This window comes from Lacticaseibacillus hegangensis (assembly GCF_003946465.1).
Taxonomy (GTDB): Bacteria; Bacillota; Bacilli; order Lactobacillales; family Lactobacillaceae; genus Lacticaseibacillus; species Lacticaseibacillus hegangensis.
On sequence record NZ_RHOL01000038.1, the window covers coordinates 1 to 24,827 of the forward strand.

Consider the following 24,827-nt stretch of genomic DNA (forward strand, 5'->3'; position numbering starts at 1 on the left):
ATTAATTCTTTTCAACTTTCATTGAAAAGCCCTATCACATTTACGAAACTTTGTTCAGTTTTCAAAGGACTACCTTGTCCAAAAGGCAACTCTGAAATCATATCAGATTGCTCATAGGCTGTCAACCAAATGCTTTGGCTGAAGGCCGCCTGCAATCGTGCTGATTGCCTCAACGACGCTATTTATCATATCAGCCACACCACAGAGCGTCAACAAATTTCGTATCTTTTTCACAATCACGAACAACCGCTGGCGGCCCTCTTCCAATCGTTAGAGTTTTAGAACGAATCCTCACTCCTCAGCTGTGCTTTATCCGGAGTTATTTAGGCCCCGCGCAAAACAAAAAGCCGCTGGAAGCAGCGACTTTAATTTCTCGCTATGGACGCATCGTTGGAAATAGTAACACATCGCGAATGGAGGCGGCGTCTGTCAACAACATGACCAGGCGATCGATACCGATGCCCAGACCACCGGTTGGCGGCATGCCATACTCCAAAGCTTCAATGTAGTCCTCGTCAATCGGCTGGGCCTCGTCGTTGCCGGAAGCCTTCTCGGCCGCCTGCGCTTCAAACCGCGCACGTTGATCGATTGGATCATTCAACTCGGTAAAGGCGTTGCCGTACTCGTTGCCGTGGATAAACAGCTCAAAGCGATCCACGAACCGCGGGTCCTTTTGACTCTTCTTGGCCAGTGGCGAGATCTCGATCGGGTGGCCGTAAATAAATGTCGGCTGGGTCAAAGTCGGCTCAACGAATGTCTCAAAGAAGGCATTGATAATGTGCCCCGTCTGCCAAAACGGCTCGTAGTGCACCCCTTTTTCGTCGGCCAGCTTACGCGCGTCCTCGGTACTCATTGGCTGCCAGAAATCCACCCCAGTGGTTTCCTTGATCGCATCGACCATGTGCTTGCGCGCAAACGGCGCATCCAAGTCAACGGCCTGGCCCTGGTAGGTAAACTTGCCCGTACCCAGGACTTGGTTGGCAACAAAGCGAAACATACCTTCAGTTTCTTCCATGACATCGGACAGGTCCCAGTAAGCAGCGTAGGTTTCCAGCTCGGTAAACTCCGGGTTGTGCTTGGTGTCCAGGCCTTCATTCCGGAACACGCGGCCGATTTCGTACACGCGCTCCATCCCCCCGACAATCAGGCGCTTCAGGTGCAGCTCCAGGGCGATTCGCAGGTACAGGTCGATGTCCAGCGCATTGTGATGCGTGATGAACGGGCGCGCCGACGCCCCACCGGCAGAAGTGTGCAGTACTGGTGTTTCCACTTCCAGAAAGTCGTTACGATCCAAATACTGACGCACTGCCGTGACAATGTGCGAACGCTTGACGAAACGATCGTAGCTGTCCGGGTTGGCAATCAGATCAAGGTACCGCTGCCGGTAAATCTGCTCGACGTTGGTCAGGCCGTGGTACTTGTCGGGCAAGGGCCGCAGCGCCTTGCTCAGAAAAGTCAGGTGGGTCGCCCGGACGGTGAGCTCACCGGCATCGGTTTTCATCATGTCACCGGCGATCCCCAAAAAGTCGCCGAGGTCGGCCTTTTTGAATATCTGATAGTTTTCTTCCCCGACCACGTCTTTGCGCACGTAAATCTGAATACGGCCCGAGCGGTCGCGCAGGTCAGCAAATCCCACCTTACCCTTGCCGCGCTTGGCCATCATGCGCCCGGCGATGGTGACCTCAACCGGCGTTTTTGCCAGATCATCCTTATCGGTGTCATCAAACTGATCGTGAAGCTGCTTGGCCAGATGGGTCCGGTCGAAGCGGTGTCCGAACGGATCGATCCCGTTTTCGCGCAGCGCGTCCATCTTCTGCCGGCGAGCGCGCATCTGATCGTTCATTTCTGTGTCTTTAGCCATGTTTTCCTCCTGTCGTTGTCCTTAGCCATTTTGCCAATGTCGCAGTAAAAAAGCAACCGGCTAGCCGGCTGCTTGCGCCTTATCGCGGGCTTCGGTCTCTTCGACAAAGCGGTCAAATATATCGTCTACCTCTTGCTCGGTGTCCACACTCATGGCCGCGGCCTTGGTGCGTGCGGCCCGAGGAATGCCCTTCAGGTAGTAGGCGGCCTGGCTGCGGAACTCCCGCACGGCCAGATGCTCACCTTTGAGCTCCACCAGGCGGTGAAGCTGCAACTTTGCGGTCTCAATCTTCTCACGCGGCGTCGGTTCAGGAATCAGCTCACCAGTGCGCAGATAAGTCTCCACGCCGCGCAGCATCCAAGGATTACCCAGCGCGGCCCGGCCGATCATGACCGCATCCGCGCCCACTTCGTCCAGCATTCGCTTGGCGTCCTGCGGCGAGCGCACGTCACCATTGCCCATGAACGGAATATGCAACTGGTGCTTGACTTCCTTGAGGATGTCCCAATCCGCATGGCCGCGGTATAACTGTTCACGCGTCCGCCCATGCATGGCCAGCGCCGATGCGCCAGCACGTTCAGCGGCCAAGGCATTTTCCACCGCGTAAATATGATCATCATCCCAACCGGTCCGCATCTTGACCGTCACCGGCTTATGCACCGCGTCGACCACGGCCGCAACCATTTCATAGATCTTGTTCGGGTCCAGCAGCCAGTGGGCACCAGAATCTGTTTTGGTGACCTTGGGCACCGGGCAGCCCATGTTGATATCGATAATGTCGGCCTCGGTATTTTGGTCGATAAACTTAGCCGCATTCACCAGATTTTCTTTATTGCCACCAAAAATCTGAATCGAGATCGGATGTTCGCGCGGGTCCACAAACAGCATGCTCAGCGTCTTCTTGTTGTGGTACATAATGCCGCGGTCGGAGATCATTTCGCACACGACCAGCCCCGCGCCAAACTCCTTGGCTGTCACGCGAAACGCCGCGTTGGTGATGCCCGCCATTGGCGCGACGACCACGCGATTAGGAATCGTGATGTCGCCGATTTTCCAGCTCAGTGAATCAGTTGCCATTATCTTCATCCTTTTCCTTTAAAAATACCTTTAATTCTGCTTCGGAATACTGGTACTTGCGCCCGCAAAACTTGCAGACGGCCTCAGCGCCGTGATCTTCCTCGATCATGGTCGTCAACTCATGGCGACTCAAGGTCTTAATGATCCGACCAAAATGAGCCTTGCTGCAGGTGCATTCAAAACTGACGGGCTTGGTTGAAAGCACGTCGAGGGCAACATTGCCCATCGCTCGCGTGGCGATCTCAGTCGGGGTCAGCCCCTGGCGCAGCATTTCTGAAGTCAGCGGCAGCGTCTTGACCGTGGTCTCGACTGCCGCGATTTCCGCCTGGCTCGCATCCGGCAGCGCCTGGATCATGAACCCGCCGGCCACCTGGATGGTGTTGTCCGCGTTGACGAACACCGATAGCCCAACTGCCGATGGAATCTGCTCAGATTGGGTCAAATAATAGGCAAAATCCTCACCCAGCTCACCGGACACCAGCGGCACTTGACCGGTAAACGGCTGGCCGAACCCCAGGTCCTTGGTGACCGCCAGCAGGCCGCGGCTGCCCACCGCCCGGGCGACGTCAATCTTGCCGACCACGTTCAGCGGCAGCGTCACGTGAGGCTGCTCGATGTAGCCGCGCACGGTTCCCCGGCTGGTACCGTCGACGACGATCGCGCCGACTGGTCCATCGCCTTTCAGCCGCACGGTCAGGAGGTCATTATCCCCTTTGAGCCCCGCGGCTGACAGCAGCAGCGTGGCCACCATGGTGCGGCCCAAAGCGGCGCTGGCGGCACTCCAAGTGTCGTGGCGGCGCTGGGCTTCAGCGATTGTGTTTGAGGCGTCGACCGCAAACACGCGGAAGGCCCCATCTTTGGATACGGCGGTGATCAATTGATCAGACATTTTGGCATCTCCTTGTGACTAAACGCAAGTATCATACCAGAAAACCAACAGCCCCGCCACTTTTGCAGAAAACAGCGGCAAGGCCGTGAAACCAAAAACGGCCACCAGCGGTGACCGTTCTGCATTAATTTTCTGAATCGTCGTGATTGGCATCGGACGCGTCGCTTGGCTTGTCGGCATCCGCCGCACTACTTGGCGCAGCAGATGCAGATGAGACTGGAGCCTCACTAGCGTCACTGCCGTTGGTGATGTTTTCAGCACTCGCTGAAGCCTCAGGCGTCGCGGCGCTGCTTTCCGCACTGGCAGGCACTTCAGCAGCACTGCTGTCAGCAGCAGTCGAGGCACTGGCCGCGGCGGCATCAGATTCGGCACTGGCAGAGCTATCCGCTTGCTGCTTCGCCTTATCCTTTTGCTCCAAGGCCTTCTTAGCTTCCTCAAAGGTTGCCGCTTCCGCCTTTTCGCTTGGGAACTCGCTTTGGTCTTCGGGCATCTTGCCATCCTTGAACAAGGACAGAATCTGCTTTTCGTCCAACGTTTCGTACTTCAGCAAAGCGTCGGCGATCAGCTTGTGCTGGTCGCGGTGGCTCTCGATGATGTCGTGAGCACGTTGATGGTCCTCTTCGAGGATCCGGCGCACTTCGTCGTCGATCGCGGTGGCGGTCTGCTGCGAATATGGCGCGGACTGCCCGTATTGGGCGCCGACGAACGGCTGGCCGCCTTCACGCTCCAGGGTCACTGGCCCCAGGCGATCGGACATCCCATAAGTCGTGACCATGCTCCGGGCCAGCTGAGTGGCTTGCTCGAAGTCATTTGAGGCGCCGGTCGCTTCGATACCGAAGATAATTTCTTCGGCCGCACGGCCACCCATCAAACCAATGATCTGCTCGTTGAGGTCCTTCTTGGTCAGCATGTACTGATCTTCCTTCGGCAGGGTGATGGCGTAACCGCCGGCCCGGCCGCGAGGAATAATCGTGACTTTGCGCACGACCCGCGAGTCAGAAAGCACCAGTCCAATCAGGGCGTGCCCAGCTTCGTGGTAGGCCGTGATTTCCCGATCCTTCGGGGCGATGACCTTGTTCTTCTTGGCCGGCCCAGCGATGACGCGGTCTTCCGCTTCATCAATGTCGCTGGCGTCGATCTTATCCTTGCTGCGCCGAGCGGCAACGAGCGCCGCTTCGTTCAGCACGTTTTCAAGATCGGCCCCAACAAACCCAGGGGTCTGCCGCGCCAATTCAGCCAGGTCAACATCGTCGGCCAAAGGCTTATTCTTCGCGTGAACTTTGAGAATCGCCTCACGACCCTTAACGTCGGGCTGACCAACCAGAATTTTCCGGTCAAACCGGCCCGGCCGCAGCAGCGCTGGATCAAGCACATCGGACCGGTTAGTGGCCGCGATGACGATGACGCCTTCGTTGCCTGTGAACCCATCCATTTCGACCAGCAACTGGTTCAAAGTCTGCTCACGTTCGTCGTGGCCGCCGCCCATGCCAGCACCACGCTGGCGGCCGACCGCATCAATTTCATCGATAAAGATGATCGACGGGGCGCTCTTTTTGGCCTGATCAAACAGGTCACGCACACGCGAAGCGCCGACGCCGACGAACATTTCAACGAAGTCAGAGCCGGAAATTGAGAAGAACGGCACACCGGCTTCACCGGCAACCGCCTTGGCCAGCAGCGTTTTACCAGTACCCGGAGGGCCCTCCAGCAGCACCCCGGCTGGGATGCGAGCACCCAACTTGGAGAACTTGTGAGGATCTTTCAGGAACTCAACGACTTCGACCAGTTCCTGCTTTTCTTCTTCCTCACCGGCAACATCGGAGAAGCGGACCTTGTTGGCCTTCTTATCCGCCGGCTTCGCCTTGGACTTGCCGAAGTTCATCACTCGGCCGTTGCCGCCGCCTTGACCAGACTGGTTCATCATCATGTAGAAGAACACCATGAAAATGACCAGTGGCAGCACCGTGATCAGCAGGGTCACCCACACGCTGGAAGAACTTTCCTCCTGTGTGGTGATGGCGACATCGTTTTTGTCAGCCGCCTTGGTGATCGTCTGCATGTAGGTGTTGTTCGTTGGCACGTAAGACGAGAAGTGGGAAGTCGTGCTTGAGGTGGCGCCCATCAGGCCGAGCCCGGTCTGATCGTTGGCGACCTTCTTCGCATTCTTGTATTCCCCGGTGACTTTGTAGACACCGCCACTTGGCTGGATCGAGAAGGACTTGATTTTGTCCTTCTGCAGCTCGGAGATGAACTGACTTGAGCTCAACTCCTGGGTCGTGCTGCCGCTATTGCCGCGCAGGTACCATGCGAACACGGTGACCAGAACGACAAAAAGAACCACATAGGTCAGCGTGCTGCCAAATAGCCCATTTTGTTTTTTCTTCATGCATAACCTCCAGCAACGTAGTGGATAATAAACTTATAGTAACATGATACACCTTGGCTGTGCTCAGTCTCAGTTTTGGTAGATCTCCGGCTTGAGCACGCCAATGTACGGCAAATTGCGATAGCGCTCCGCGTAGTCCAGGCCGTAGCCGACCACGAATTCGTTAGGCACCTGAGTGCCCACGTAGTCCGCCTCGACCGTCTTGATGCGCCGGTCAGGCTTATCCATCAGGGTGCAAACCTTGATGGACTTCGCATCGCGGGTCTTGAAGATCTTGATCAAGTAAGACAGGGTCCGGCCGGTGTCCACGATGTCCTCGACGATCAGCACGTCGCGGCCGGCCACACTGGTGTCGAGATCCTTGATGACCTTGACCTCACCGGAGCTTTCAGTAGCGTTGCCGTAACTGGAAACGTCCATGAAATCCAGCTCGACGTATTCGTCCAGCTCGCGGACCAGGTCGGTCATGAACATGATCGCCCCTTTTAAGATGCAGACGACCAGCGGGTTCTTGCCGGCGTAATCCCGAGAAATTTCCCCGGCCAGTCGCTTGATGATCGCATCGATATCCTGTTTTGAGTAAAGCACCTTCAGTATGTCGTCATTCATGCGCTGCCTCATCCTTTGTGTCTGATTTCATTGCCAATACTGTTTGCAGTATATCAGTTTGAGAACCAGCAAACAATTGACGCGGCGCAATTCCTTCGACCCAAATCACCTGGTCCGCGGCCGCCGCCACCAGCCGGCGACCGCGCTCCGGCTGCGGAATTTTTTGATTGATAAAAAATCGCCGCAGCAGCTGATGCTGCCCATTGGCCAGCTGAACTTCATCGTGCGGCTGGCGGGTGCGAATCACCACAGGAGCGGGGGCCGAAGCCAGGAACGTAGCGCCGGAAGGGAGCTTGGTGAACCGGCCAAATTGCCGCGGCCCGACTGGCACCCACCGGTTTAATTCGGTGAGTAAAACCGACGCTGGCGCTGGCGCCGACGTCACCACGCTGAGCTGGCCATAAGCGGCGACCAGCGTGCGGCCTCCTGAGCTCAAAGCAAATTGCTTGGCGCCTTGGCCAGCCGCCAGCGCCATCAGCACCTGAGCCGCCACCGCTGGCTTAACGACCAGATGCAGCCGCGCCAAGGCGGCGTTCAACAGCAGCTGCTGCACCGCCGCGGACTCGCTCAGGTACGGCCGCCAATCAAGCGGTAGGGTCAACGGCTTGGGCAGCATCAACGCCACTTGGCGGTTGGCCAGCGTTAAAGTCGCCTCAAGGGCCTGGGCGAACGTCCCGGCGTGCGCCAGCGCCCCAGCGTTGACCGCCTTGAGCGCTGGCACCGCGTCGCGTCTTAGCCGGTTGCGGGCATACTGGACGTCCTGATTGCTTTCGTCTTCGCTGTAGGTCAGGTGCGCATGACTCGCATACGCCACGAGCTCCGCTTTAGGCACGCCAAGCAGTGGGCGAATCACGCGCAAAGACCCCCACTGTTGATCAGCCGCGATGCCGGTCATTGAGGCCACCCGGCCGCTTCTGGCCAACCGAAACAGCAATGTTTCCAGCTGGTCGTCGGCGTGGTGCGCAGTCATCAGGACACTCGCATGAGCCTGCTCGGCCGCGGCCTGCAAGAACGCGTACCGTGCCTTGCGAGCCGCGGCTTCTAGGCCGTGCTCCGGGTGAGCTGGGCGGGGCCAGCTGCCGGTGATCACCGGCAGTTGCAGCGCCGCCGCCGCTTGGGCCACCTGGGCTTGCTCCGCCGCACTCGTCGGCCTGAGCTGATGGTCAAACGTCGCCACGGTCACGTTCAGCTGACCCTTCGGCAAGGTGCTTAGCAGGTGCATCAGCACTGTCGAATCAACGCCGCCTGACACGGCCACGACCACGCGCTGGCCGATCGGCAGATGAAATGGGGCAAGCAATTGCGCCGCAGACCGCATAATAGGCTCCTTTCCGCATGCAATCCAGCCTAGCATACGAACCCGCGTGCTTCGTCATACTAAAGACTGATTTCTGACAACGTGTCACATCACCGACAAAAAAAGGGCCGAGGCCATTGCCTCGGCTTGGGCTTAACTGCGCCGGCCGCCACGGCCGCCGCGCTTGCCCTCGGTGTTATGCCGCAGGTCGCTTAGCCGTGACTCACTTTCCTTGAGAAATCCGGACATCATGGCATCAAAGTCGTCTTTCGGCGCTTCTTTGCTGCTATGGCCAAAGCTGCGCGCGCCGCCGTTGTGGGGACGTGGGCCGTTAAAGCTGCGTTCGCCATGACTTTCGGTGTGCGGCGCGTGGCTGAAGTGACCGCCATGGGCACTGGCCGCATGAGCCTCTGCCGGCTGATCGCTGGCTTTGCGAATGGACAGCCCAATTTTGCCGTCCTTGATGGCTGTCACTTTCACCGTGACTTCATCACCGACGCTGAGCACGTCGTGGATATCCTTAACATAGGCGTCTGAAATTTCGCTGATGTGCACCAGCCCGGTCGCACCGGACCCGAGGTCGACAAACGCGCCAAAATTCGTGATTCCTGTGACCTTACCTGTTAACTTTTCGCCAACTTCAATCGCCATATAAAAAGATGTCCTCCTGAATGATTTGTGACTCTAAGTATACCACGCAAAAACCGCCACGCAACAGACGAACTCGCGGTTACTTGGAGTTCTGCGTGTCGGTTTGAACGGACGGGAGTGAGAAAACGACTTCTCCCGGTTTAGACATGAGATAACGTTCTCGGACCAGTTTGCCTAGGTACTGCTCGTTGTTCAACTGGTCGATTTTGACCTTCAGCGATTGCTTCTCGGCCTTGGCCTTAGCCAAATCACTTTTCGCGGAAGCCACCGCTGTCGACTGGGTCTTGATGGCGTTGTTGGTCGATAGCAACTGGTAGCCGCCAACGCCTGAGATGATGACCAAGGCGGCGCCGAAGGTGATCAGTCTGCGTTTATGGACACGCAAAGAGCGGCTCGGTTGAGCCGGACGTTTGACTGTTTGCGTTGGCCGCAGCGGCCGAATGTTTGAAGCCATCAAAAACCCACCTTATCCTACTAATAGCTACAGTATAGCAAAGCCGTCGGCGTCAGTGCGTTACAGTTTAATAACTTTCTTTGTAACTTTCATCAACGACCGTGTACATCTCCCCGGCCTGCTCTTTTTTGGTCAGCTCGTTTAACGCCGCCACCTTGACAGTCAGGGTTTTATTGCCAAACCCGATCACCAGGGTGTCGCCAATCGCCACGTCACTGCTGGACTTGGCCACTCGGCCGTTGATCGAGATCCGCCCCTTGTCGGCGATCTCCTTGGCGACGGTCCGCCGCTTGATGATGCGTGACACCTTCAAAAATTTATCTAATCGCATGTGTATCCTTCCCGAAGCGGTGCTGCCACCACTTCATAAACTTACGTCCGTACGGAATCGCCAGGACCTCGCGCACCGTGTACAAGTGAAAAATTGCCCCTAAGATCACGAACAACACGACGCCCAGCGGCACGGCAACGATGAACACCCACAGGGTTTCCACCCGGTTTTGCGGCTGCATGTGCACCGCCACCAGGTGGACCGCTTCGCTCATCGGGCCCACCACCAACATCAGCCGCAGATTGAACCAGCGCGGGTCAACGCCTTGCAGGCTGTGCGGCAGCTGAATGTAAAGCAGGACTGTGATCACCGCCAGGCTAAGCACCGTCGCCACCGCCGCCCCAAACGCCCCATAGCGCACGGTGAGAAACGGGTTGGCCAGCACCTTGACCACCAGCCCCGCCACCAGGCCGTAGCTGGTGTAGCGGAACCGGTTCAGGCTCTGCAGCACCGCGTTGAAGGCGTTGATCAACGCCACCAGCACGATGCACAGCGTGTAAACACGCAGGGTCCCGGTCAGCACAGTGTCACCGAACAACAGTCGGTTCACATTGGGCATCAGCGCGATCAACCCGGCGGCAGCCGCAAGCGACAGCCCGAAGTTGAAGCGAATCAGCTGACGGGCGGTTTGCTTAAACGCCGCCCAATGGCCGCGGGCGACCGACCGGCTGAGACTGGGCAGCAGCGTGGTCGACAACGACGTCGCCACGACAAGCCCCAGCTGAACCAGCGGCTGGCCGCGGTCGTAGACGCCCTTCAGCGCCCGCGCGGCCTCAGGCACCATCCCCTGCGCGATCAGCCCCCGCGTGACAGTGAACGAATCCACCAGTTGCAGCAGGATCAAAAGCGCCGAAAACAGTGCAATCGAGCCGCCCTCCTTGACGAAGCGGTCGAGCAGGTGCCCGTACTCGCGCCAGGGTGTCGGTTTGGCCCGTCTGCCGGCCGTCGCCTTCAGATACGCCGGCAAGACGATCAAGGTCGCCCCCACACCGCCGAAGAATGCACCGGTCATCGCCCAGGTGGCCATTTTGTACGGACCCCAGGCTTGCTGCACTGCATACCAGGCAGCCAGCAGGATCACGCCAACGCGGATCAGCTGCTCAACGACCTGGCTGATCGCCGTTTTCGACATATCAAATGTTCCTTGAAAATAGCCACGGGCAGTTGACAGCACCGGCATCGTCAAAAACATTAATCCGACTGACCGGATGATGGGGGCCAGCCCGGCGTCGGCCATTGCGCGGGCGATCAGATCCGCCCCCAGCTCGAGCACCGCGAACATCCCCAGCCCGATCCACGTCATGAGCACCAAGGCGCGGTGCGCGACTTCAGTTTGCGCAAGCGGGTCGCGCGCCTGGGCCACCTGCTTGGACACATAAACGGGAAAACCGGACAGCGCAAACGTCATGCCGATTCCGTAAAGCGGGTAGATCTGCTGATAGGCGTAAAAGCCGGTATCGCCGACCATGTTCTGAAACGGCACCCGGTAAACGGCGCTCAGGATTTTGGCCACCAGCCCGCCAAGGCTCAGGATCCAGGCACCGCGCATGACCTTGGACATTTTCTTAGTTGCCATCTTTGCCCTCCCCGACCTGCTTGGCCAGCGCCTGCACAAATGCAGTCACCTCGCCCAGCCAGTCGAGCGGTGCCATGCCCTTAGGCACGAGCAAGGTCACGACCAGCGGCCCATCGGCATTGACGCGTGCCTTCAAAGTCGTCTTGGCCAGCGCCGCGAAGAGTTTTTCACCCTGCACCACGCTAGACGCCTTGGCGCTCAGCTGCACGCTGAGTCGCTCCGCGTCGCGGGTGATTTTCTCAACCTGCGCCGCATCCGCAAACCGCTTCAGGTGGGCCACTGCGAGCAAGTTGGCGACTGGCGCCGGGTAGTCGCCAAACCGGTCGATTAGATCATCTTGCAGCTCGCGCTCTTGCGCGTCACTGGCAGACTCACGAACCCGCTTGTACAGCTCGATCTTCTGCGCCGGGTCATTCACATAAGTATCCGGCAGGTAAGCCTCAATGTCCAAACTGAGCTCTGAATCCAGCTTGGCCTGTTTGCGCTTGCCCTGCTTGGCCGCAACGGCATCCTGCAGCATTTGCGTGTACAGATCGTAGCCGACCGCGTCGATGAAGCCGTGCTGCTGGCTGCCCAGCAGATTGCCGGCGCCGCGGATCGACAGGTCGCGCATGGCAATTTTAAAGCCGGAGCCCAGGGCGGTGAAGTCCTTGATAGCACTCAGGCGCTTTTCCGCCTCTTCCGATAAGACGCGATTTTGCCGGTACATGAAATAGGCGTAGGCGACGCGGCTAGACCTGCCGATCCGCCCGCGCAGCTGGTACAGCTGCGCCAAGCCGTAATGGTCGGCGTCCTCAATAATTAGTGTGTTGACGTTTGGCATATCCACGCCGGTTTCGATGATGGTCGTCGTGACCAGCACGTCAAAATCGCCGTGCACAAAGTCGTAGATGACATTTTCGAGCTGGCTTTCCGTCATCTGCCCGTGCGCGTATGTCACCGTTGCGCCTGGGACCAGGGCTTCGACTTCGGCCACCGTGCGCTCGATGTCCGCCACCTTGTTGTGCAGGTAAAACACCTGCCCGCCACGCTCCAGCTCGCGTTCAATTGCCGACTTGATGGCCCCGGCATTTTGCTCCATAACAAAGGTTTGAATCGGGTAACGGTTAGTCGGCGGCGTTTCGATCACCGACAGATCCCGCACGCCGAGCATCGACATGTTCAGCGTCCGCGGGATCGGGGTGGCAGTCAGCGTCAGCACATCCACTTTCGCCTTCATCGCCTTGAGCTTTTCCTTGTGCTTGACGCCAAAGCGCTGCTCTTCGTCAATGATGAGCAGGCCCAAATCATGGTAGTGCACGTCTTTGGACAACAGCCGGTGGGTGCCGACGACGATGTCCAGCTTGCCTGACGCCAGATCCGCCAGCGTTTTTTTGGCCTGTGCAGGGGTGCGAAAGCGCGACAGCATCCCCACTTCAACCGGAAAATCGGCGAAGCGGTCGAGCATGGTGTCGTAGTGCTGCTGAGCCAAGATTGTGGTGGGCACCAAAAAGGCGACCTGCTTGCCGGCCTCGATGGCCTTAAAGGCGGCCCGCAGTGCCACTTCAGTCTTGCCGAAACCGACATCCCCGACCAGCAACCGATCCATCGGCCGCGGTTTTTCCATGTCCTGCTTAATTTCCTTGGCCGAGCGCAGTTGATCCTCGGTTTCCGGATAAGGAAATTCGTCCTCAAACTGACGCTGTAAGTCGTCGTCCGGCGGGAACGCGTAGCCGGGTTCGGCCTCGCGCGCGGCGTAGAGTTTGATCAAATCGTCGGCGATGTCCTCGATCTTGGCGGCGACTTTCTTCTTGGTTTTCTGCCACTCGCTGCCGCCCAGCTTGTTGATGCGCGGCCGCTTGCCGTCCGCCGCCACGTACTTTTGAACCAGGTGCAGCTGACTGACCGGGATAAACAACTTATCCCCTTTTTGGTACAAGATCGTGATGTAATCCTGGTGGACGCCGTCGACTTCCAGTGTCTGCATGCCGACATACTCCCCGATCCCGTGGTTCACATGCACTACGTAATCTCCTGGATGTAAGTCGGTATAGGAGCGCAGCCGCTCGGCGTTGGCCAGGGTCTGGTGCCGGGCGCGGTGCTTCACCTTGGCGTTAAACAGCTCGTGTTCCGTCACCACCACCAGGTGCGCGGTCGGCAGCTCAAAGCCGTTGGCCAGCGTACCGGCCACGACCTGCTGCACCCCAGGCAAAAGCGCTTGGGGCTCTGAGATAACGGCATCGATGTCAAAATCGTGCAGCGTCTCGCTGAGCTTTTCCCGCCGCGCTTTTTCGGCCACGAGGTAAACGACCGTTTGCTTCTGCTTGCGCCAGCGGTCGGCCTCGGTTTTCAGCAGCGGCATCTGCGAGAAGAACTGCTGCACGTTGCGAGTCGCCACATTGGTCAGCGACTTCAGGCGAATGTTCCCCATCCCTTTTTGGAACAGGGACAAGTACAGATGCGTCCGGTGCTCGCCGCGGTCCAACTCCTGCAGGGTCACGGCCGCTGGCGCCTCTGCCAGCTTGCCGCCTTCCTGCAGGCTGGCGTACCAGTCGGTGGTTTCCTGCAGCAGCGACACATCGGCGTCCGCCAGCTTGGTGTAATCGTCGTACACGACCAGCGCGTCTTTGGTTAAATAACTGCTCAGGCGCGATGGTTCTGGGTACAGCGCTGGCATGTACAGCGCCAACGCATCGGGCCGCTCGCCGCGGCTCAGCTGGTCCGCCGCCCCAAGCAGTTCAGCGGTCAGTGCCTGCTTGGCTTCCTTTGTTTTGGCTTTGGCCTTGGCCTTGGTGCCTTGAGCCGCCAGCCGCTCCCCCGCCGCCTTCAGCGTTGCCGCTGAGGCAATCAGGTCCGTGGCCGGCGCGATGGTCACCCGCTTAAGGTTTTCAATGCTGCGCTGAGTTGCCATGTCAAAGCGGCGCAGCGAATCGACCGCCGTGTCAAACAGCTCGATGCGCACCGGATCGTCCTGATTCAGTGGGTAAATGTCGATGATGCCGCCGCGGATCGCAAACTCGCCAGGGGCGGCCACCAGGTCGCTGCGCTGATAACCCATCGCGACCAGCTGGCCGGCCAGCTTGGCCGGGTCGATTGCCGAATCCATGTCGAGTGTCAAGCTGGCCTGCTGCCAGGTCGATTGGGGCACCAGCTGACGCTTGAGGCCGGCGAGGCTCGTGACCACAACGCCCGGCTTGCCTTGCTGCAGCCAATTCAGGGTGTTGATGCGATCGTTGACAGTGTCTTTGGAGCTGACCGCAATTTCCGCGGCCAGCACGTCCTCAACCGGAAACGGCCACACCAAATCAGCTCCCAGCAGGCCGGTCAGGTCTGCCGTGAGCTCATCTGCGTGGTAGCGGTTATTTTCAATCACAAGCAGCTGCTTCTGGGTCTTTTTTAACGCGGCCGCCAAAAACAGCGTCTTCGCCGACCCATCCAGGCCCGTGACCAGGTGACGCCCAGCGTCGAGTCCTGGCCAAAGCGGGGCGAGTTCGGCGGTCTGCATCATCAACTCGATGAGATCCATGTTATCTCCTATCTAAACGTACTTTGGGGTGAGTATGCCACGCTGGCTGGCAAAACCCCAGCGGCGGCGTCCGGTTTAAGCCTTAATTATACTTGTTCATCAGCCGGTCAAAGCTCGTCCCGTGGACCCAGTCGTCGACCGCCAACTGGAGCTTGTCCAGCCCGTTCAAGATCTCGACCTGGTCAGCCGGCGTGAACGGGGTCAGGACCCAATCCACAACCTTTTGCTTCTGCGGGTGCTGAATGCCGATCTTGGCGCGGTAAAAGTCCTGCGTCCCCAGCACATTGATGATCGACTTGATGCCGTTATGCCCGCCGGCCGACCCTTTTTGCCGCAGGCGCAGGCGGCCCATCGCCATGTCCATGTCGTCTTGAATGATCAAGATCTCATCCTGCTGGAACTGGTAGAAGGCCTTGAGCTGGCCCACCGCGCGGCCGGAGTCGTTCATGAACGTCTGCGGCTTGACCAGCAGGACCTTTTCACCGTCGACCCAGGCTGTGCCAGTGAGGGCGTTGAACTCCTGCTTGGCAATCGCGGTGTCATAGCGTTTAGCGAGCGCGTCCACGGCCATGAACCCGATATTATGTTTGGTTTTGGCATACTGACTGCCTGGATTACCCAGGCCTACAATCATTTTCAAAATTTTCCTCCTCGCCTGGCCAAAGCACGCAAAAAAGCGGGAGCTCCGCTTGCCAGGCCCGCTGTCTGTTTCTCATTATACCAGAGCTGCCAAGTCCACACCGCACTATGCCCGTAAAATGAAACTGGGAGTGGAATGAAAACGCTTCATTTCAGTCAACGGATTTTACGCATTTTGGGCAGAACAACCCAGCCCGGACGCTGGTGAATAGTTTCACGAGAGTGCGGTGTGATGCCGCCGACGTGCATTTTGAGCGTTCCATTAAGGGACGATTAATTTTCTGGAAATCCGTGCATCAATGAGCGAGTGTGGTATACTTTAAACTGAATTGCACACTGCACACATGAAAGGATGATATCACCGTGGCAAACACAAAGAAAGATCACCAAAAAGTAATTCTTGTTGGTGATGGTGCCGTTGGTTCCAGTTACGCCTATGCAATGGTATTGCAGGGCATTGCCCAAGAGATTGGGATCGTTGATGTTGTTAAGAACAAGACTAAGGGTGACGCGATTGACTTGAGCAACGCGCTGCCATACACCCAGCCGAAGACCATTTATTCTGCTGAGTACAGCGACGCTAAAGACGCTGACCTTGTTGTTATCACCGCCGGCGCACCGCAGAAGCCTGGCGAGACTCGCCTTGACTTGGTTAACAAGAACCTGAAGATTTTGAAGTCCATCGTTGACCCAATCGTCGACAGCGGCTTCAACGGGATCTTCCTGGTGGCTGCTAACCCTGTTGACATTCTGACTTATGCGACCTGGAAGCTTTCCGGCTTCCCGAAGAACCGCGTTATCGGTTCAGGTACTTCCTTGGATACCGCACGTTTCCGTCAGTCCATCGCTGAGATGGTCGGCGTTGACGCACGTTCGGTCCACGCTTACATCATGGGCGAACACGGTGACACCGAATTCCCTGTATGGAGCCACGCCAACATCGGTGGTATCAAGATTTCTGAATGGGTCAAGGAACACCCAGAAATCGATGAAAGCAAGCTGGTTGACATGTTCACTGATGTCCGCGACGCTGCTTACAAGATCATCGAACTGAAGGGCGCGACCTTCTATGGGATCGCCACTGCCCTGGCCCGGATCTCTCAGGCCATTCTGGACGATGAAAATGCCGTTCTGCCACTTTCCGTATACATGGACGGCCAGTACGGTCAGCACGATATCTTCATTGGTTCTCCTGCCGTGATCAACGCCAACGGGATTTCAAGCATTCTTGAAATTCCTTTGACCGACCACGAACAAGAATCCATGAACAAGAGTGCTTCTCAGCTGAAGAAGATCATCGACGACGCGTTCGCAAAGAACGACATCGAGACTCGTCAGTAATTCTGATTCGCATTCAAACGAAAGCGTCGCCTGCGGGTGGCGCTTTTTTTGCTAGGTACGATGACCATTGTCCTGTGGTATGATAAAGCAATGAGAATGCGATCCAATACGGGGAACTTGGAGGAATAAGTATGTTGATCAAGTCACTGGTTCAAAAGAAAGCTGATCTGACGACAGTCAAGGAGACGGACACGCTGGCACAGGCACTGGCGACGCTGGAAGACTCCGGCTTCCGCTGCGTACCGATCCTGGACGAAAGCGGCCAGATCTTCCGCGGCAACATTTACAAGATGCACATTTACCGCCATAAATCCCAAGGCGGCGACATGTCGCTGCCAGTGACCTACCTGCTGAAGAACGCTACCAAGACAATTCCGGTTGATGCACCGTTTTTCAAGGTGTTTTTCAACATTAAGGACCTGCCGTACATCGCCGTGTTGGACGAAAACGCCAACTTCTACGGCATTCTCACCCACTCGCGGCTGCTTGCCATGCTGTCCGAATCCTGGAACATCGACGTTGGCTCGTATGTGCTGACCGTCATGTCCTCCGGGCAGCGTGGCGACTTGGCCGCCATGAGCAAGATCCTTGCCAAGTATGTCTCAATTTCCGGCTGCTTAACGCTGGACGCCAAGCAGGAAGAAATCGTGCGCCGCACCCTGTTCACTCTTCCTGCTGGCATTGACGAGGCCACCCTCAACACCTGCGTGGCCAAGCTCGAGCGCAAGGGGTTCCGGGTCGCCGAAATCGATGACTTGCAAAGTGGCCAACCGCTGCGCGTCGACGAGGAACTATAATTTCAGACAGACGCAAACACGCCGTCAACCCCAGTGATGCTGGCGTTGGCGGCGTGCTTTTTAATTGTTGCGTTATTGCACCCGCTTGGAGAAGTGCACGGCCTTGTCAATCAAGTACATCACCGGCCAGGAAATGACCATGATGACCAGCTCGGACAAAATCAGCTCGCCCAACGTGAGCATCGACGCCCCACCGAACCAGGCCATGTGCCCGGTCAGCACGATCTCGATCCAGATCAGGAACATGGTCAGGCTCATCGTGCAGACGGTGAGCAACTGGCGCCGCCAGACCTTCGTTAACTTTTGCCCTAGCGCAGCGACCAGGCCCAGCCCAATCAGGCTTTGCCCGCCGCCAAACAGCACGTCCAGCCAGCCCATCGGCGAAAACAGGGCGTTGTAAATGACCACGCCGATCACGACCCCAAACAGGTACTTGCGGTTGAAGGCGACCAAGTGGTTCAACGCCTCGGAAATGCGGAACTGGATCGCGCCGCTAGCCAGGTTGAACACGCCCGGCACGACCGACAGCACAATGTAAAGCGCGGCGACGAGCGCGTTCACGACCAGCGTGCGCGTCCTTGTCTGATTATTCATCAATGATACCTCCTAGTTTTTTTACGTGGGATGGATTGCGAACCACGACTACCCAGTTTCCCATGAATGCGGCGCGCTGTCCACTGAATTACCGCTTTTTCTGAAAAGTGATTGGTCATTAACTGCATTATGCCGTACACTGAAAGGGAGTGGTGCAAAGCGCCACAAACATCTCAAAGAAAGCAGGCATACGATGACAGAAGCAACAGCTTACCGGCTGAAACAAATCATGACTCAAGAACATCTGAGTCTGACCCAGGCGGCAAAGCAGATTGGGATCTCGGCTTCCAGCATGCGCAAAGTGCTGAAAGACACGACGATGAGCCGGCCCATCACGTTTAAGATCAACCGCTTCATCGAAGAGCACCCGGTCCAACAAGCTAAGAACAGCTTCACCATCTTTGACTCTGCCGAAGAAGAAGCAAAATCTGCAGCCCCGAAGAAAACTCGTTCAGCGGCCAAGCAGACGCAGACCTCTTCGCCAGAATCAAAAACCGAAGCACAATCACACCCGCAAGCTAAGCAGGCAGTAAAACAAGGCACGCAGAAAGACAGCCAAAAGCAGCCGCAAAAGCCGGCCAAGCAGTCGCAAAACGCCAAGAATCAAGCGGCGAAAAACGACGCCCAAGGCGAAAAGCCGCGCCGGCGCGGACGCCGTCAGCAGACGGATAACGCTCAAGCGCAGCCTGGCAAGCAGACTCAGACCAAGCAGGCCCAAGGTCAAGGCGAAAAGGCGACGCAGCAGCGCCGCGCAATGACCACTAAAGCTCAGACACAGCCGCAAACGACGGCCAAAGCAACGCAGGAGTCTGCCGGCGAGCAAAAGAGTCGGCCAAGCCGCCGCGCACGCAAAGCCGAGGCCTCGGTCGAGGAGCAGCAAACGGCCCGCACCAGTGCCAAAACCGCGCAAGGCCGCGCCTCAAGACGGCAGAAAACCCGCGCTGATCAGCCGCGGCCGCAAAGCGAGGCCGCAGCCCCGCAGTCCGCGGCCGTGGAGTCTGCGCCAAACACCCCTACGGTGCCAAGTGCAAGCACGCAAAGCAGCACGGCAAGCGCCAAGCCGGTGGTCGCTGCCACCAAGGCTGAGGCACCGCGCGAAACTGCGCACCCCGATAGTCGCCCCGCCCGTCAAGATCACACCATTTTGATTTACATGGATGAATCCTTTGGCGGCGGCTCGGACTATCAGCGCAACATGTCGATTGGGGCCACGGTGGTGGATCCCGATGACGAAGAAGCCTTGAAGCCATTCATGCAGACCCTGTACCCGTTTGGCTGGCAGCCAGGCGACGAAGTCAAGGCCCGCGGCAAGGCGCGTGAGCAGCTGGAAGCGATGCTGCAGCACGCCAACACCGACCGCGCCGCGACTTACGCGGTGTACTCTCCGCTTTCCGACACTGGTAACTTCTCCTTGAGCTTCGGCATTTTGTATCCTTACGTTGCCGCCTTGATTCGGATTTTGGGCGCCTTGCCGACGCTGCCGACTAAAGTGCGCGTCGCGATGGATCAGCGCAGTGAGATCACTGACGAACAGTTGGCGATGGCTGCCCGCATGCTGCACGCGTACGTGAAGGCCCAAACTGGCAACGACGTCATCTTCATGTTCCGCACCACGGATTCGAAGCAAACCATCGGTGTGCAGTACTCCGACTTCGTCTCCCACGCGGCCATGATTTTCGGCCCTGACCAGATCAAGAACGCCGGCATTCACAAGCTGCCGGCAATCGGCACCCAGCTGGGCGATCAGCTGCAGTTGTTTGCCATGGTCGGCCTGCAGAAGTACCTGCTTGACGACGGTCCCGTCCAGGATGAGGCGCCGCAGCCGTTCAAGAATCCGCTGCTCAACGCGGCCGACCGCATGACGCACCTCGCCGAAAAGGCGGCCGACATGCCCGACGTACCAGAAGACACCTTCGCGCAGGCCAAGCTGGTGGTCAATCAGCTGCTACAGATCGCGCCGGGTTCCGTCGCCGGGACAATCAACAAGATGCCGTTCCAGAGCTGGTACGATATTCTTGCCCGCACCGCCGGAATTTTACATTACACCGACGAGTCCCTGCCGCCGTTCCGAATCGATCCGGACGCGATGCAGATTGCCACGGATGCGCTTAACAACATCCAAGCGCTCCTTGCCGGCGCCCGTTAGACCAAACAGCGAACACGCCAGCCGCAAAAATGCGGCTGGCGTGTTTTTTGCTATAGCTTGAGGTTCCAGGCTGGCAGGACTGTATTACGGTTGACCTTCTTGATCAGCTTGCCAATTTGCGGCTGCTGGTAAGCCTTGACCACTTTCTGGTAAGTCTTGTTGTGAACGTCGCCCTTGCGCGCCGCCACCACATTGATCCACGGCTTGCTGGCCTTGGTGACTTTAGCCCGGTACAAGGCCTTGTCCGGATTCAGCCGGGCGTCAGCGGCAATGCCTGAGTTGATGATGGCAATGTCGACATCCGGCAAAGAGGTCGGAATCAGATTTGGATCCAGTTCCTTGATTTTCAGCCCCAGCTTGTTGCTTTTGATGTCATGAAGCGTCGGCAGCGCCTTGTTATCCAGCGTGATCAGTTTGGCGTCTGCCAGCAGTTCGAGGGAGCGCGTCTCGTCAGTCGAGTCGTTGGGGATCGCCACGCTGGCGCCCTTCTTCAGCTGCTTCAAACTGGTCAGCTTCTTGGAATACACGGCCAGTGGTGCAATCACGGTGTCCCCGATCGGCGTCAGCGAGCTTTTGTGATCCTTATCCCAGGTCGCAAGAAACGAGCGCTGCTGGGTGGCGTTCAGGTCCAGGTCCCCATCGCGCAAGGCAATGTTGGGTTGGTTGTAATCCGAGAACTGGACAATTTTCAAATCGATGCCCTGTTCTTTGAGGTTGCCGGCGACCGTCTTCCACACGCCGCCTTTATCCGACCCGACAATGCCGAGCTTGACCGTGGTTTCCTTCTGCGCGCTTTTGCCGCATGCAGTCAGACTAAACACCGCAACCAATGCCAATACCAAACCAAACCATTGACCTTTTTTCATCCTTTTTCCTCCTTATGAAACGCAAAAAGCCCGCTCCTTCTTGTTAGAAGTGAGCGGGCCCACGGTACCATTCTAATTTGATCGCAAAGGCGATCCTCACCAGTCAATCAACTGGGAGCACGAAAATGGGTGCCGACCAGCCGCCTTCGGATTCATCCAGCGGCCCAGATATCGCGCCATATTCACACGCGGCGGCCTGGCCCGCTTCCATCTGCTCGGGTTTTCTGTTCAGGCCTCAGCGCGTTACTCACGCGATTGCGTTTCAAGTATTGATTTATGTGTCTCAGGATACCACACCATTTTCTAATGTCAATCTCACTGAATAGTCATGATTGTTTGGCCGGCGTTACGCCTGCTCGGGAAACGGTGCCACTGACACGCGCGGCAGGCGCTCACTCAACCCACAGGCAATTTCATAATGGATTGTGTGCGCATAGTCCGCGACATCCTGCAGGGTGATTTCGTTCGCGCCGCTGCGCCCGATCAGGGTGACCAGGGTCCCGGTTTTCACCTCACCGGGCAGCCGAATCATGAACTGGTCCATGCAGACGCGCCCCACGATTTCGCAGAACGTGCCGTTGACCAGCACGTGGAAGCCCTGCAGGCGGCGCTGCCAGCCATCCGCGTAACCCAGCGGCACGGTCCCGATCCACTCCGGCTTTTCGGCGTGGTAGGTTGCCCCGTAGGACACCGCCTCACCCGCATCGATTTGTTTAACGAAACTCAGCGTCGACGTCAGCGTCAGCGCCGGCTCGAGTGGGTACGGTGTGGTTTCAATCGCACGCCCGGAGGGGTTCAAGCCGTACATGGCCACCCCAAAGCGCACCAAGTTGCAATCGCAGGCCGCATGCCACAAACTGGTCGCGGAATTGGCGACGTGCACATAACGCGGCCGCTTTGGCAGGGCCGCGAGAAATTCTTTAAACCGCGCCACTTGCAGGTTAAAGTACGCCGGATCTGGATCGTCAGCCGTGGAAAAATGGGTGAACAGTCCCGTGATTTTGAACTGGTCGCCATGGTCAGTCGCCAGTGCGGCGGCCGCCTTCAAGTCCGCCACCTGGCGAAAACCGATGCGCCCCATGCCGGTATCCAGTGCGAGGTGCACATGCAGCGGCGGCAGGTCGCTACCGGCAGTCAGTCCAGGCAGCGCCTGCGTGAGCCACTCCGTGCTGCCCACCGGGACGGCGATGTGATTGGCTGCAGCAATCGGCGCATAGGCCGGCTCGATGATTCCAAGCACCAGAATCGGCAGGGTAAAACCCGCCCGCCGCAGCGCCAACGCCTCGTCCAAAACGGCCACGCAAAAGCCGGTCGCCCCAGCTGCCTGCGCCACCCGCGCCACCCGCAGCAAGCCATGGCCGTACGCGTCGGCCTTCACGACTGCAAACAGCTCGGTGCCCTGCGGCAGCCCCGCGATTGCATGCTGAACGTTGTGTGCGATTGCCGTCTCATTGATCAGCACCTGGCTGGGGCGCAGTTTTGCCGTGACCATACTCATTGTGCAGCCTCCTCAAGAATCACTTCTGTCATCACTAAACTGGCGGTGTGGGAAATCGACACTAGCGCGCGCCCAGCGTATGGGTGCTTCGTCACCACCGGCTTGCCGGCCGGATCATCCAGGGTTTCCACGGCGTGCAACGCGACTTTGCCGATTCCGGTGCCGTACGCTTTGGCGTAGGCCTCTTTCACCGAAAAGCGGCCCGCGAGGTACTCAGTCGCCCGCTGGCCGGAGAACTGCTGATAAACCGCCAGTTCGGCGTCTGTCAGCACCTTTTTGGCAAAGTCTGGATTGCGCGCCTGCGCCGCTTCAATCCGCCCAAGCTCTGTCAGATCGACGCCGATCCCATGTATCATCCCGTCACACCCTTTCTGGTTTGATTATAGGCTAGCAAGTGGCGCTTGTCGCCAGTCGCCGGCTGAAACTTGGTCACCTTGAGATGAAACAAGCCAAGCAAAAAGCCCAGGCACTAGGCCTGGACTCGGTGAAAAAACTTATTTGCTGCGGAAGGTGCGCTTGGCGCCTTGGCGTTCAGAGCGTTTTTCGGAGAACCGGTGCGACTTATCAAAGTCGCGCTTGCCCCGAGAGCTGCTGCGGCCGCCATTGTGGTTGCTGCTGCCGCGGTAGCCAGAATGGCTACCCTTGCCGCGATAACCGCCGCCACTATGACCGGCATGGCCATGATGAGGCAGTGGCCGCTCGGGCGTGATCTTGACTGGAACCGCACTGGCGTCATCCGGGCTGACCGCTTTGATGTACGCGGAGACCAGATCAAGTGGGGTGTATTCCTCGAGCAGTGCCTCGGCCATCGGCTGGTATTTCTCCAAGTCGTCGGTGTCCGCGAGCTGGGCCTTGATGGTTTCAAGTCCAGTGGACACTTGGCCGATGAAGGCTTCTTTTTCGGTCGGCGGCTTGAGCGGGGTCATCCGCTTCTTGGTCAGCGCCTCGATGGTGCGCAGGTATTCGACCTCGTTGGGGGTCACCAGGGTAACCGACACACCCTTGCGCCCGGCTCGGCCGGTCCGGCCAATGCGGTGCACGTATGAATCCGGGTCCTGTGGAATATCGTAGTTGTAAACATGGGTGACCCCGGAAATATCCAGGCCTCGCGCCGCAACGTCGGTGGCGACCAGAAAGTCGAGTTCGCCGGCTTTGAACTGGCGCAGCACGCTCATGCGTTTTTGCTGGCTGAGGTCACCGTGAATGCCTTCTGCCTTGTAGCCGCGCGCCTTGAGCCCGCGCGTCAGTTCATCGACGCGCCGCTTGGTCCGGCCAAAAATCAGGGTCATTTCCGGTGACTGCACGTCGAACAGCCGCGTCATGACGTCGAACTTTTCAAAGTCCTTCGCGCGAACGTAGTACTGATCGACGGTGTCCGCAGTCAGCTCCTTGGACTTGATCTTGACGGTGATCGGGTCGTTCATGAATTTGTTGGTCAGGCGCATGATCTGCGCCGGCATAGTGGCGGAAAACAGCAAGGTCTGACGACCGGCTGGCGCCTGCTCAACGATTTTTTCAATGTCATCGATGAAGCCCATGTCAAGCATTTCGTCGGCTTCGTCGAGCACCAGGTGCTTGAGGTTAGCCAGCTTCAGCGTGTGGCGATTGATGTGGTCGAGCAAACGGCCGGGGGTCCCGACGACGACCTGCGGGTGATCCGCTAGGCCGCGGATCTGACGGCGCATGTCAGCGCCGCCGTACACGGCTTGCACCTTGATGTGCTTGTCCGTGCCCAGGCGGTAAATTTCCTCCTGAGTCTGGACGGCCAGCTCACGCGTTGGTGAAATCACCAGCGTCTGCACTGAGCGGTCCTCTTTGTCGATCATTTGGATCAGTGGCAGACCAAACGCGGCCGTTTTACCGGTCCCGGTTTGCGCCTGGCCGATCACGTCCTTGCCCTGCAGCACCAGCGGAATGGTCTGAGCCTGAATCGGTGTTGCCTCTTCAAACCCTGACCGTTCGATGGCCTTGAGCATGTCCTGATCTAAACCTAATTCGTTAAATTTCAAGCAGTTCCTCCTTGAAGCGATTGCTTCGCTCGTTTACAAATCAGAGCGAAGCGTGAGGGCCCTGCATTTGTAAAATTCATTGTATTTGAAATGCCTTTTCAGAAAAGCATCTGGAATAGCTTACCATGAATGAGCCTGATACACAAGCGGCGCCCGGGAAAGCCAAGGCCGGGTGCCGTGTTCGCCCCCGCCCCTGCCAGCCCGTTTGCAAGCTTCGGTAAGGGATCGAGTAGGAGGTAGCCGATTAATTCGGCTACCGACCTCTCACACCACCGTACGTACGGTTCCGTATACGGCGGTT

At 57.8% G+C, this 24,827-nt stretch carries 20 protein-coding genes and 1 riboswitch; of the genes, 3 read left to right on the forward strand and 17 right to left on the reverse strand.

Annotated elements, in window-relative coordinates; genetic code table 11:
• Positions 1–376: 376 nt before the first annotated feature.
• The 12 genes from lysS to pth all read right to left on the reverse strand — a co-directional run bounded on the left by lysS (position 377) and on the right by pth (position 15,276).
• A complete protein-coding gene (gene lysS, locus EKM86_RS10630) occupies positions 377–1,861 on the reverse strand; it encodes a lysine--tRNA ligase (protein ID WP_125757812.1) in 1,485 nt (494 codons plus the stop codon).
• 60 nt (positions 1,862–1,921) lie between these two features.
• A complete protein-coding gene (gene dusB, locus EKM86_RS10635; RefSeq protein ID WP_125757814.1) occupies positions 1,922–2,938 on the reverse strand; it encodes a tRNA dihydrouridine synthase DusB in 1,017 nt (338 codons plus the stop codon).
• Positions 2,928–3,827, reverse strand: coding sequence for an Hsp33 family molecular chaperone HslO (gene hslO, locus EKM86_RS10640; RefSeq protein WP_125757816.1), 900 nt, complete (start codon positions 3,825–3,827; stop codon positions 2,928–2,930). Before hslO ends, dusB begins: the two co-directional genes overlap by 11 nt.
• Before the next feature lie 124 nt (positions 3,828–3,951).
• Complete coding sequence (gene ftsH / locus EKM86_RS10645; RefSeq protein WP_125757818.1) at positions 3,952–6,213, reverse strand: ATP-dependent zinc metalloprotease FtsH; 2,262 nt, start codon at positions 6,211–6,213, stop codon at positions 3,952–3,954.
• A 69-nt stretch (positions 6,214–6,282) separates the two neighbouring features.
• Complete coding sequence (gene hpt / locus EKM86_RS10650; protein WP_125757820.1) at positions 6,283–6,822, reverse strand: hypoxanthine phosphoribosyltransferase; 540 nt, start codon at positions 6,820–6,822, stop codon at positions 6,283–6,285.
• Positions 6,815–8,140 (reverse strand): tRNA lysidine(34) synthetase TilS, encoded by a 1,326-nt coding sequence (gene tilS, locus EKM86_RS10655; protein ID WP_164506249.1) that lies wholly within the window; start codon positions 8,138–8,140, stop codon positions 6,815–6,817. Before tilS ends, hpt begins: the two co-directional genes overlap by 8 nt.
• A gap of 132 nt (positions 8,141–8,272) precedes the next feature.
• A complete protein-coding gene (locus EKM86_RS10660; RefSeq protein ID WP_125757824.1) occupies positions 8,273–8,770 on the reverse strand; it encodes a S1 domain-containing RNA-binding protein in 498 nt (165 codons plus the stop codon).
• Positions 8,771–8,849: 79 nt separating this feature from the next.
• A complete protein-coding gene (locus EKM86_RS10665; protein WP_125757826.1) occupies positions 8,850–9,224 on the reverse strand; it encodes an FtsB family cell division protein in 375 nt (124 codons plus the stop codon).
• Positions 9,225–9,291: 67 nt separating this feature from the next.
• On the reverse strand, positions 9,292–9,555 hold the full coding sequence (locus EKM86_RS10670; RefSeq protein ID WP_125757828.1) for an RNA-binding S4 domain-containing protein: 264 nt from the start codon (positions 9,553–9,555) through the stop codon (positions 9,292–9,294).
• Positions 9,542–11,131 (reverse strand): putative polysaccharide biosynthesis protein, encoded by a 1,590-nt coding sequence (locus EKM86_RS10675; RefSeq protein WP_125757830.1) that lies wholly within the window; start codon positions 11,129–11,131, stop codon positions 9,542–9,544. Before EKM86_RS10675 ends, EKM86_RS10670 begins: the two co-directional genes overlap by 14 nt.
• Complete coding sequence (mfd, locus tag EKM86_RS10680; protein ID WP_125757832.1) at positions 11,121–14,636, reverse strand: transcription-repair coupling factor; 3,516 nt, start codon at positions 14,634–14,636, stop codon at positions 11,121–11,123. The genes EKM86_RS10675 and mfd overlap by 11 nt, the downstream gene beginning before the upstream one ends.
• Before the next feature lie 82 nt (positions 14,637–14,718).
• Positions 14,719–15,276 (reverse strand): aminoacyl-tRNA hydrolase, encoded by a 558-nt coding sequence (pth, locus tag EKM86_RS10685; RefSeq protein ID WP_125757834.1) that lies wholly within the window; start codon positions 15,274–15,276, stop codon positions 14,719–14,721.
• 356 nt (positions 15,277–15,632) lie between these two features.
• Between pth and EKM86_RS10690 the strand changes: the two genes are divergently transcribed.
• Together EKM86_RS10690 and cbpA are read left to right on the forward strand one after the other, a co-directional pair.
• On the forward strand, positions 15,633–16,616 hold the full coding sequence (locus EKM86_RS10690) for an L-lactate dehydrogenase (RefSeq protein WP_164506250.1): 984 nt from the start codon (positions 15,633–15,635) through the stop codon (positions 16,614–16,616).
• A gap of 131 nt (positions 16,617–16,747) precedes the next feature.
• On the forward strand, positions 16,748–17,413 hold the full coding sequence (cbpA, locus tag EKM86_RS10695) for a cyclic di-AMP binding protein CbpA (RefSeq protein WP_125757838.1): 666 nt from the start codon (positions 16,748–16,750) through the stop codon (positions 17,411–17,413).
• Between the two features lie 72 nt (positions 17,414–17,485).
• Here cbpA and EKM86_RS10700 read toward each other — a convergent pair whose 3' ends face one another.
• Positions 17,486–18,007, reverse strand: a complete 522-nt coding sequence (locus EKM86_RS10700) for a QueT transporter family protein (RefSeq protein WP_125757840.1) — start codon at positions 18,005–18,007, stop codon at positions 17,486–17,488.
• A gap of 6 nt (positions 18,008–18,013) precedes the next feature.
• A riboswitch (PreQ1 riboswitch) is annotated at positions 18,014–18,059 on the reverse strand.
• A 141-nt stretch (positions 18,060–18,200) separates the two neighbouring features.
• On the opposite strand from EKM86_RS10700, the gene EKM86_RS10705 reads away from it, so the two are divergent.
• Positions 18,201–20,153 (forward strand): hypothetical protein, encoded by a 1,953-nt coding sequence (locus EKM86_RS10705; RefSeq protein WP_125757842.1) that lies wholly within the window; start codon positions 18,201–18,203, stop codon positions 20,151–20,153.
• Positions 20,154–20,203: 50 nt separating this feature from the next.
• Here EKM86_RS10705 and EKM86_RS10710 read toward each other — a convergent pair whose 3' ends face one another.
• From EKM86_RS10710 to EKM86_RS10725, 4 genes are all read right to left on the reverse strand, one after another.
• Positions 20,204–21,019 (reverse strand): MetQ/NlpA family ABC transporter substrate-binding protein, encoded by an 816-nt coding sequence (locus EKM86_RS10710; RefSeq protein WP_125757844.1) that lies wholly within the window; start codon positions 21,017–21,019, stop codon positions 20,204–20,206.
• Between the two features lie 346 nt (positions 21,020–21,365).
• Positions 21,366–22,511, reverse strand: coding sequence for an alanine racemase (gene alr, locus EKM86_RS10715; protein WP_125757850.1), 1,146 nt, complete (start codon positions 22,509–22,511; stop codon positions 21,366–21,368).
• A 2-nt stretch (positions 22,512–22,513) separates the two neighbouring features.
• Positions 22,514–22,873, reverse strand: coding sequence for a holo-ACP synthase (gene acpS / locus EKM86_RS10720; protein ID WP_125757846.1), 360 nt, complete (start codon positions 22,871–22,873; stop codon positions 22,514–22,516).
• Positions 22,874–23,011: 138 nt separating this feature from the next.
• Positions 23,012–24,526, reverse strand: a complete 1,515-nt coding sequence (locus EKM86_RS10725; RefSeq protein WP_125757848.1) for a DEAD/DEAH box helicase — start codon at positions 24,524–24,526, stop codon at positions 23,012–23,014.
• Positions 24,527–24,827 lie beyond the last annotated feature (301 nt).

Coding starts and splice junctions, on each gene's coding strand:
- lysS (WP_125757812.1), bottom strand. CDS start 1,861: ATGGCTAAAGACACAGAAATGAACGATCAGATGCGCGCTCGCCGGCAG.
- dusB (WP_125757814.1), bottom strand. CDS start 2,938: ATGGCAACTGATTCACTGAGCTGGAAAATCGGCGACATCACGATTCCT.
- hslO (WP_125757816.1), bottom strand. CDS start 3,827: ATGTCTGATCAATTGATCACCGCCGTATCCAAAGATGGGGCCTTCCGC.
- ftsH (WP_125757818.1), bottom strand. CDS start 6,213: ATGAAGAAAAAACAAAATGGGCTATTTGGCAGCACGCTGACCTATGTG.
- hpt (WP_125757820.1), bottom strand. CDS start 6,822: ATGAATGACGACATACTGAAGGTGCTTTACTCAAAACAGGATATCGAT.
- tilS (WP_164506249.1), bottom strand. CDS start 8,140: ATGCGGTCTGCGGCGCAATTGCTTGCCCCATTTCATCTGCCGATCGGC.
- EKM86_RS10660 (WP_125757824.1), bottom strand. CDS start 8,770: ATGGCGATTGAAGTTGGCGAAAAGTTAACAGGTAAGGTCACAGGAATC.
- EKM86_RS10665 (WP_125757826.1), bottom strand. CDS start 9,224: ATGGCTTCAAACATTCGGCCGCTGCGGCCAACGCAAACAGTCAAACGT.
- EKM86_RS10670 (WP_125757828.1), bottom strand. CDS start 9,555: ATGCGATTAGATAAATTTTTGAAGGTGTCACGCATCATCAAGCGGCGG.
- EKM86_RS10675 (WP_125757830.1), bottom strand. CDS start 11,131: ATGGCAACTAAGAAAATGTCCAAGGTCATGCGCGGTGCCTGGATCCTG.
- mfd (WP_125757832.1), bottom strand. CDS start 14,636: ATGGATCTCATCGAGTTGATGATGCAGACCGCCGAACTCGCCCCGCTT.
- cbpA (WP_125757838.1), top strand. CDS start 16,748: ATGTTGATCAAGTCACTGGTTCAAAAGAAAGCTGATCTGACGACAGTC.
- EKM86_RS10700 (WP_125757840.1), bottom strand. CDS start 18,007: ATGAATAATCAGACAAGGACGCGCACGCTGGTCGTGAACGCGCTCGTC.
- EKM86_RS10705 (WP_125757842.1), top strand. CDS start 18,201: ATGACAGAAGCAACAGCTTACCGGCTGAAACAAATCATGACTCAAGAA.
- EKM86_RS10710 (WP_125757844.1), bottom strand. CDS start 21,019: ATGAAAAAAGGTCAATGGTTTGGTTTGGTATTGGCATTGGTTGCGGTG.
- alr (WP_125757850.1), bottom strand. CDS start 22,511: ATGGTCACGGCAAAACTGCGCCCCAGCCAGGTGCTGATCAATGAGACG.
- acpS (WP_125757846.1), bottom strand. CDS start 22,873: ATGATACATGGGATCGGCGTCGATCTGACAGAGCTTGGGCGGATTGAA.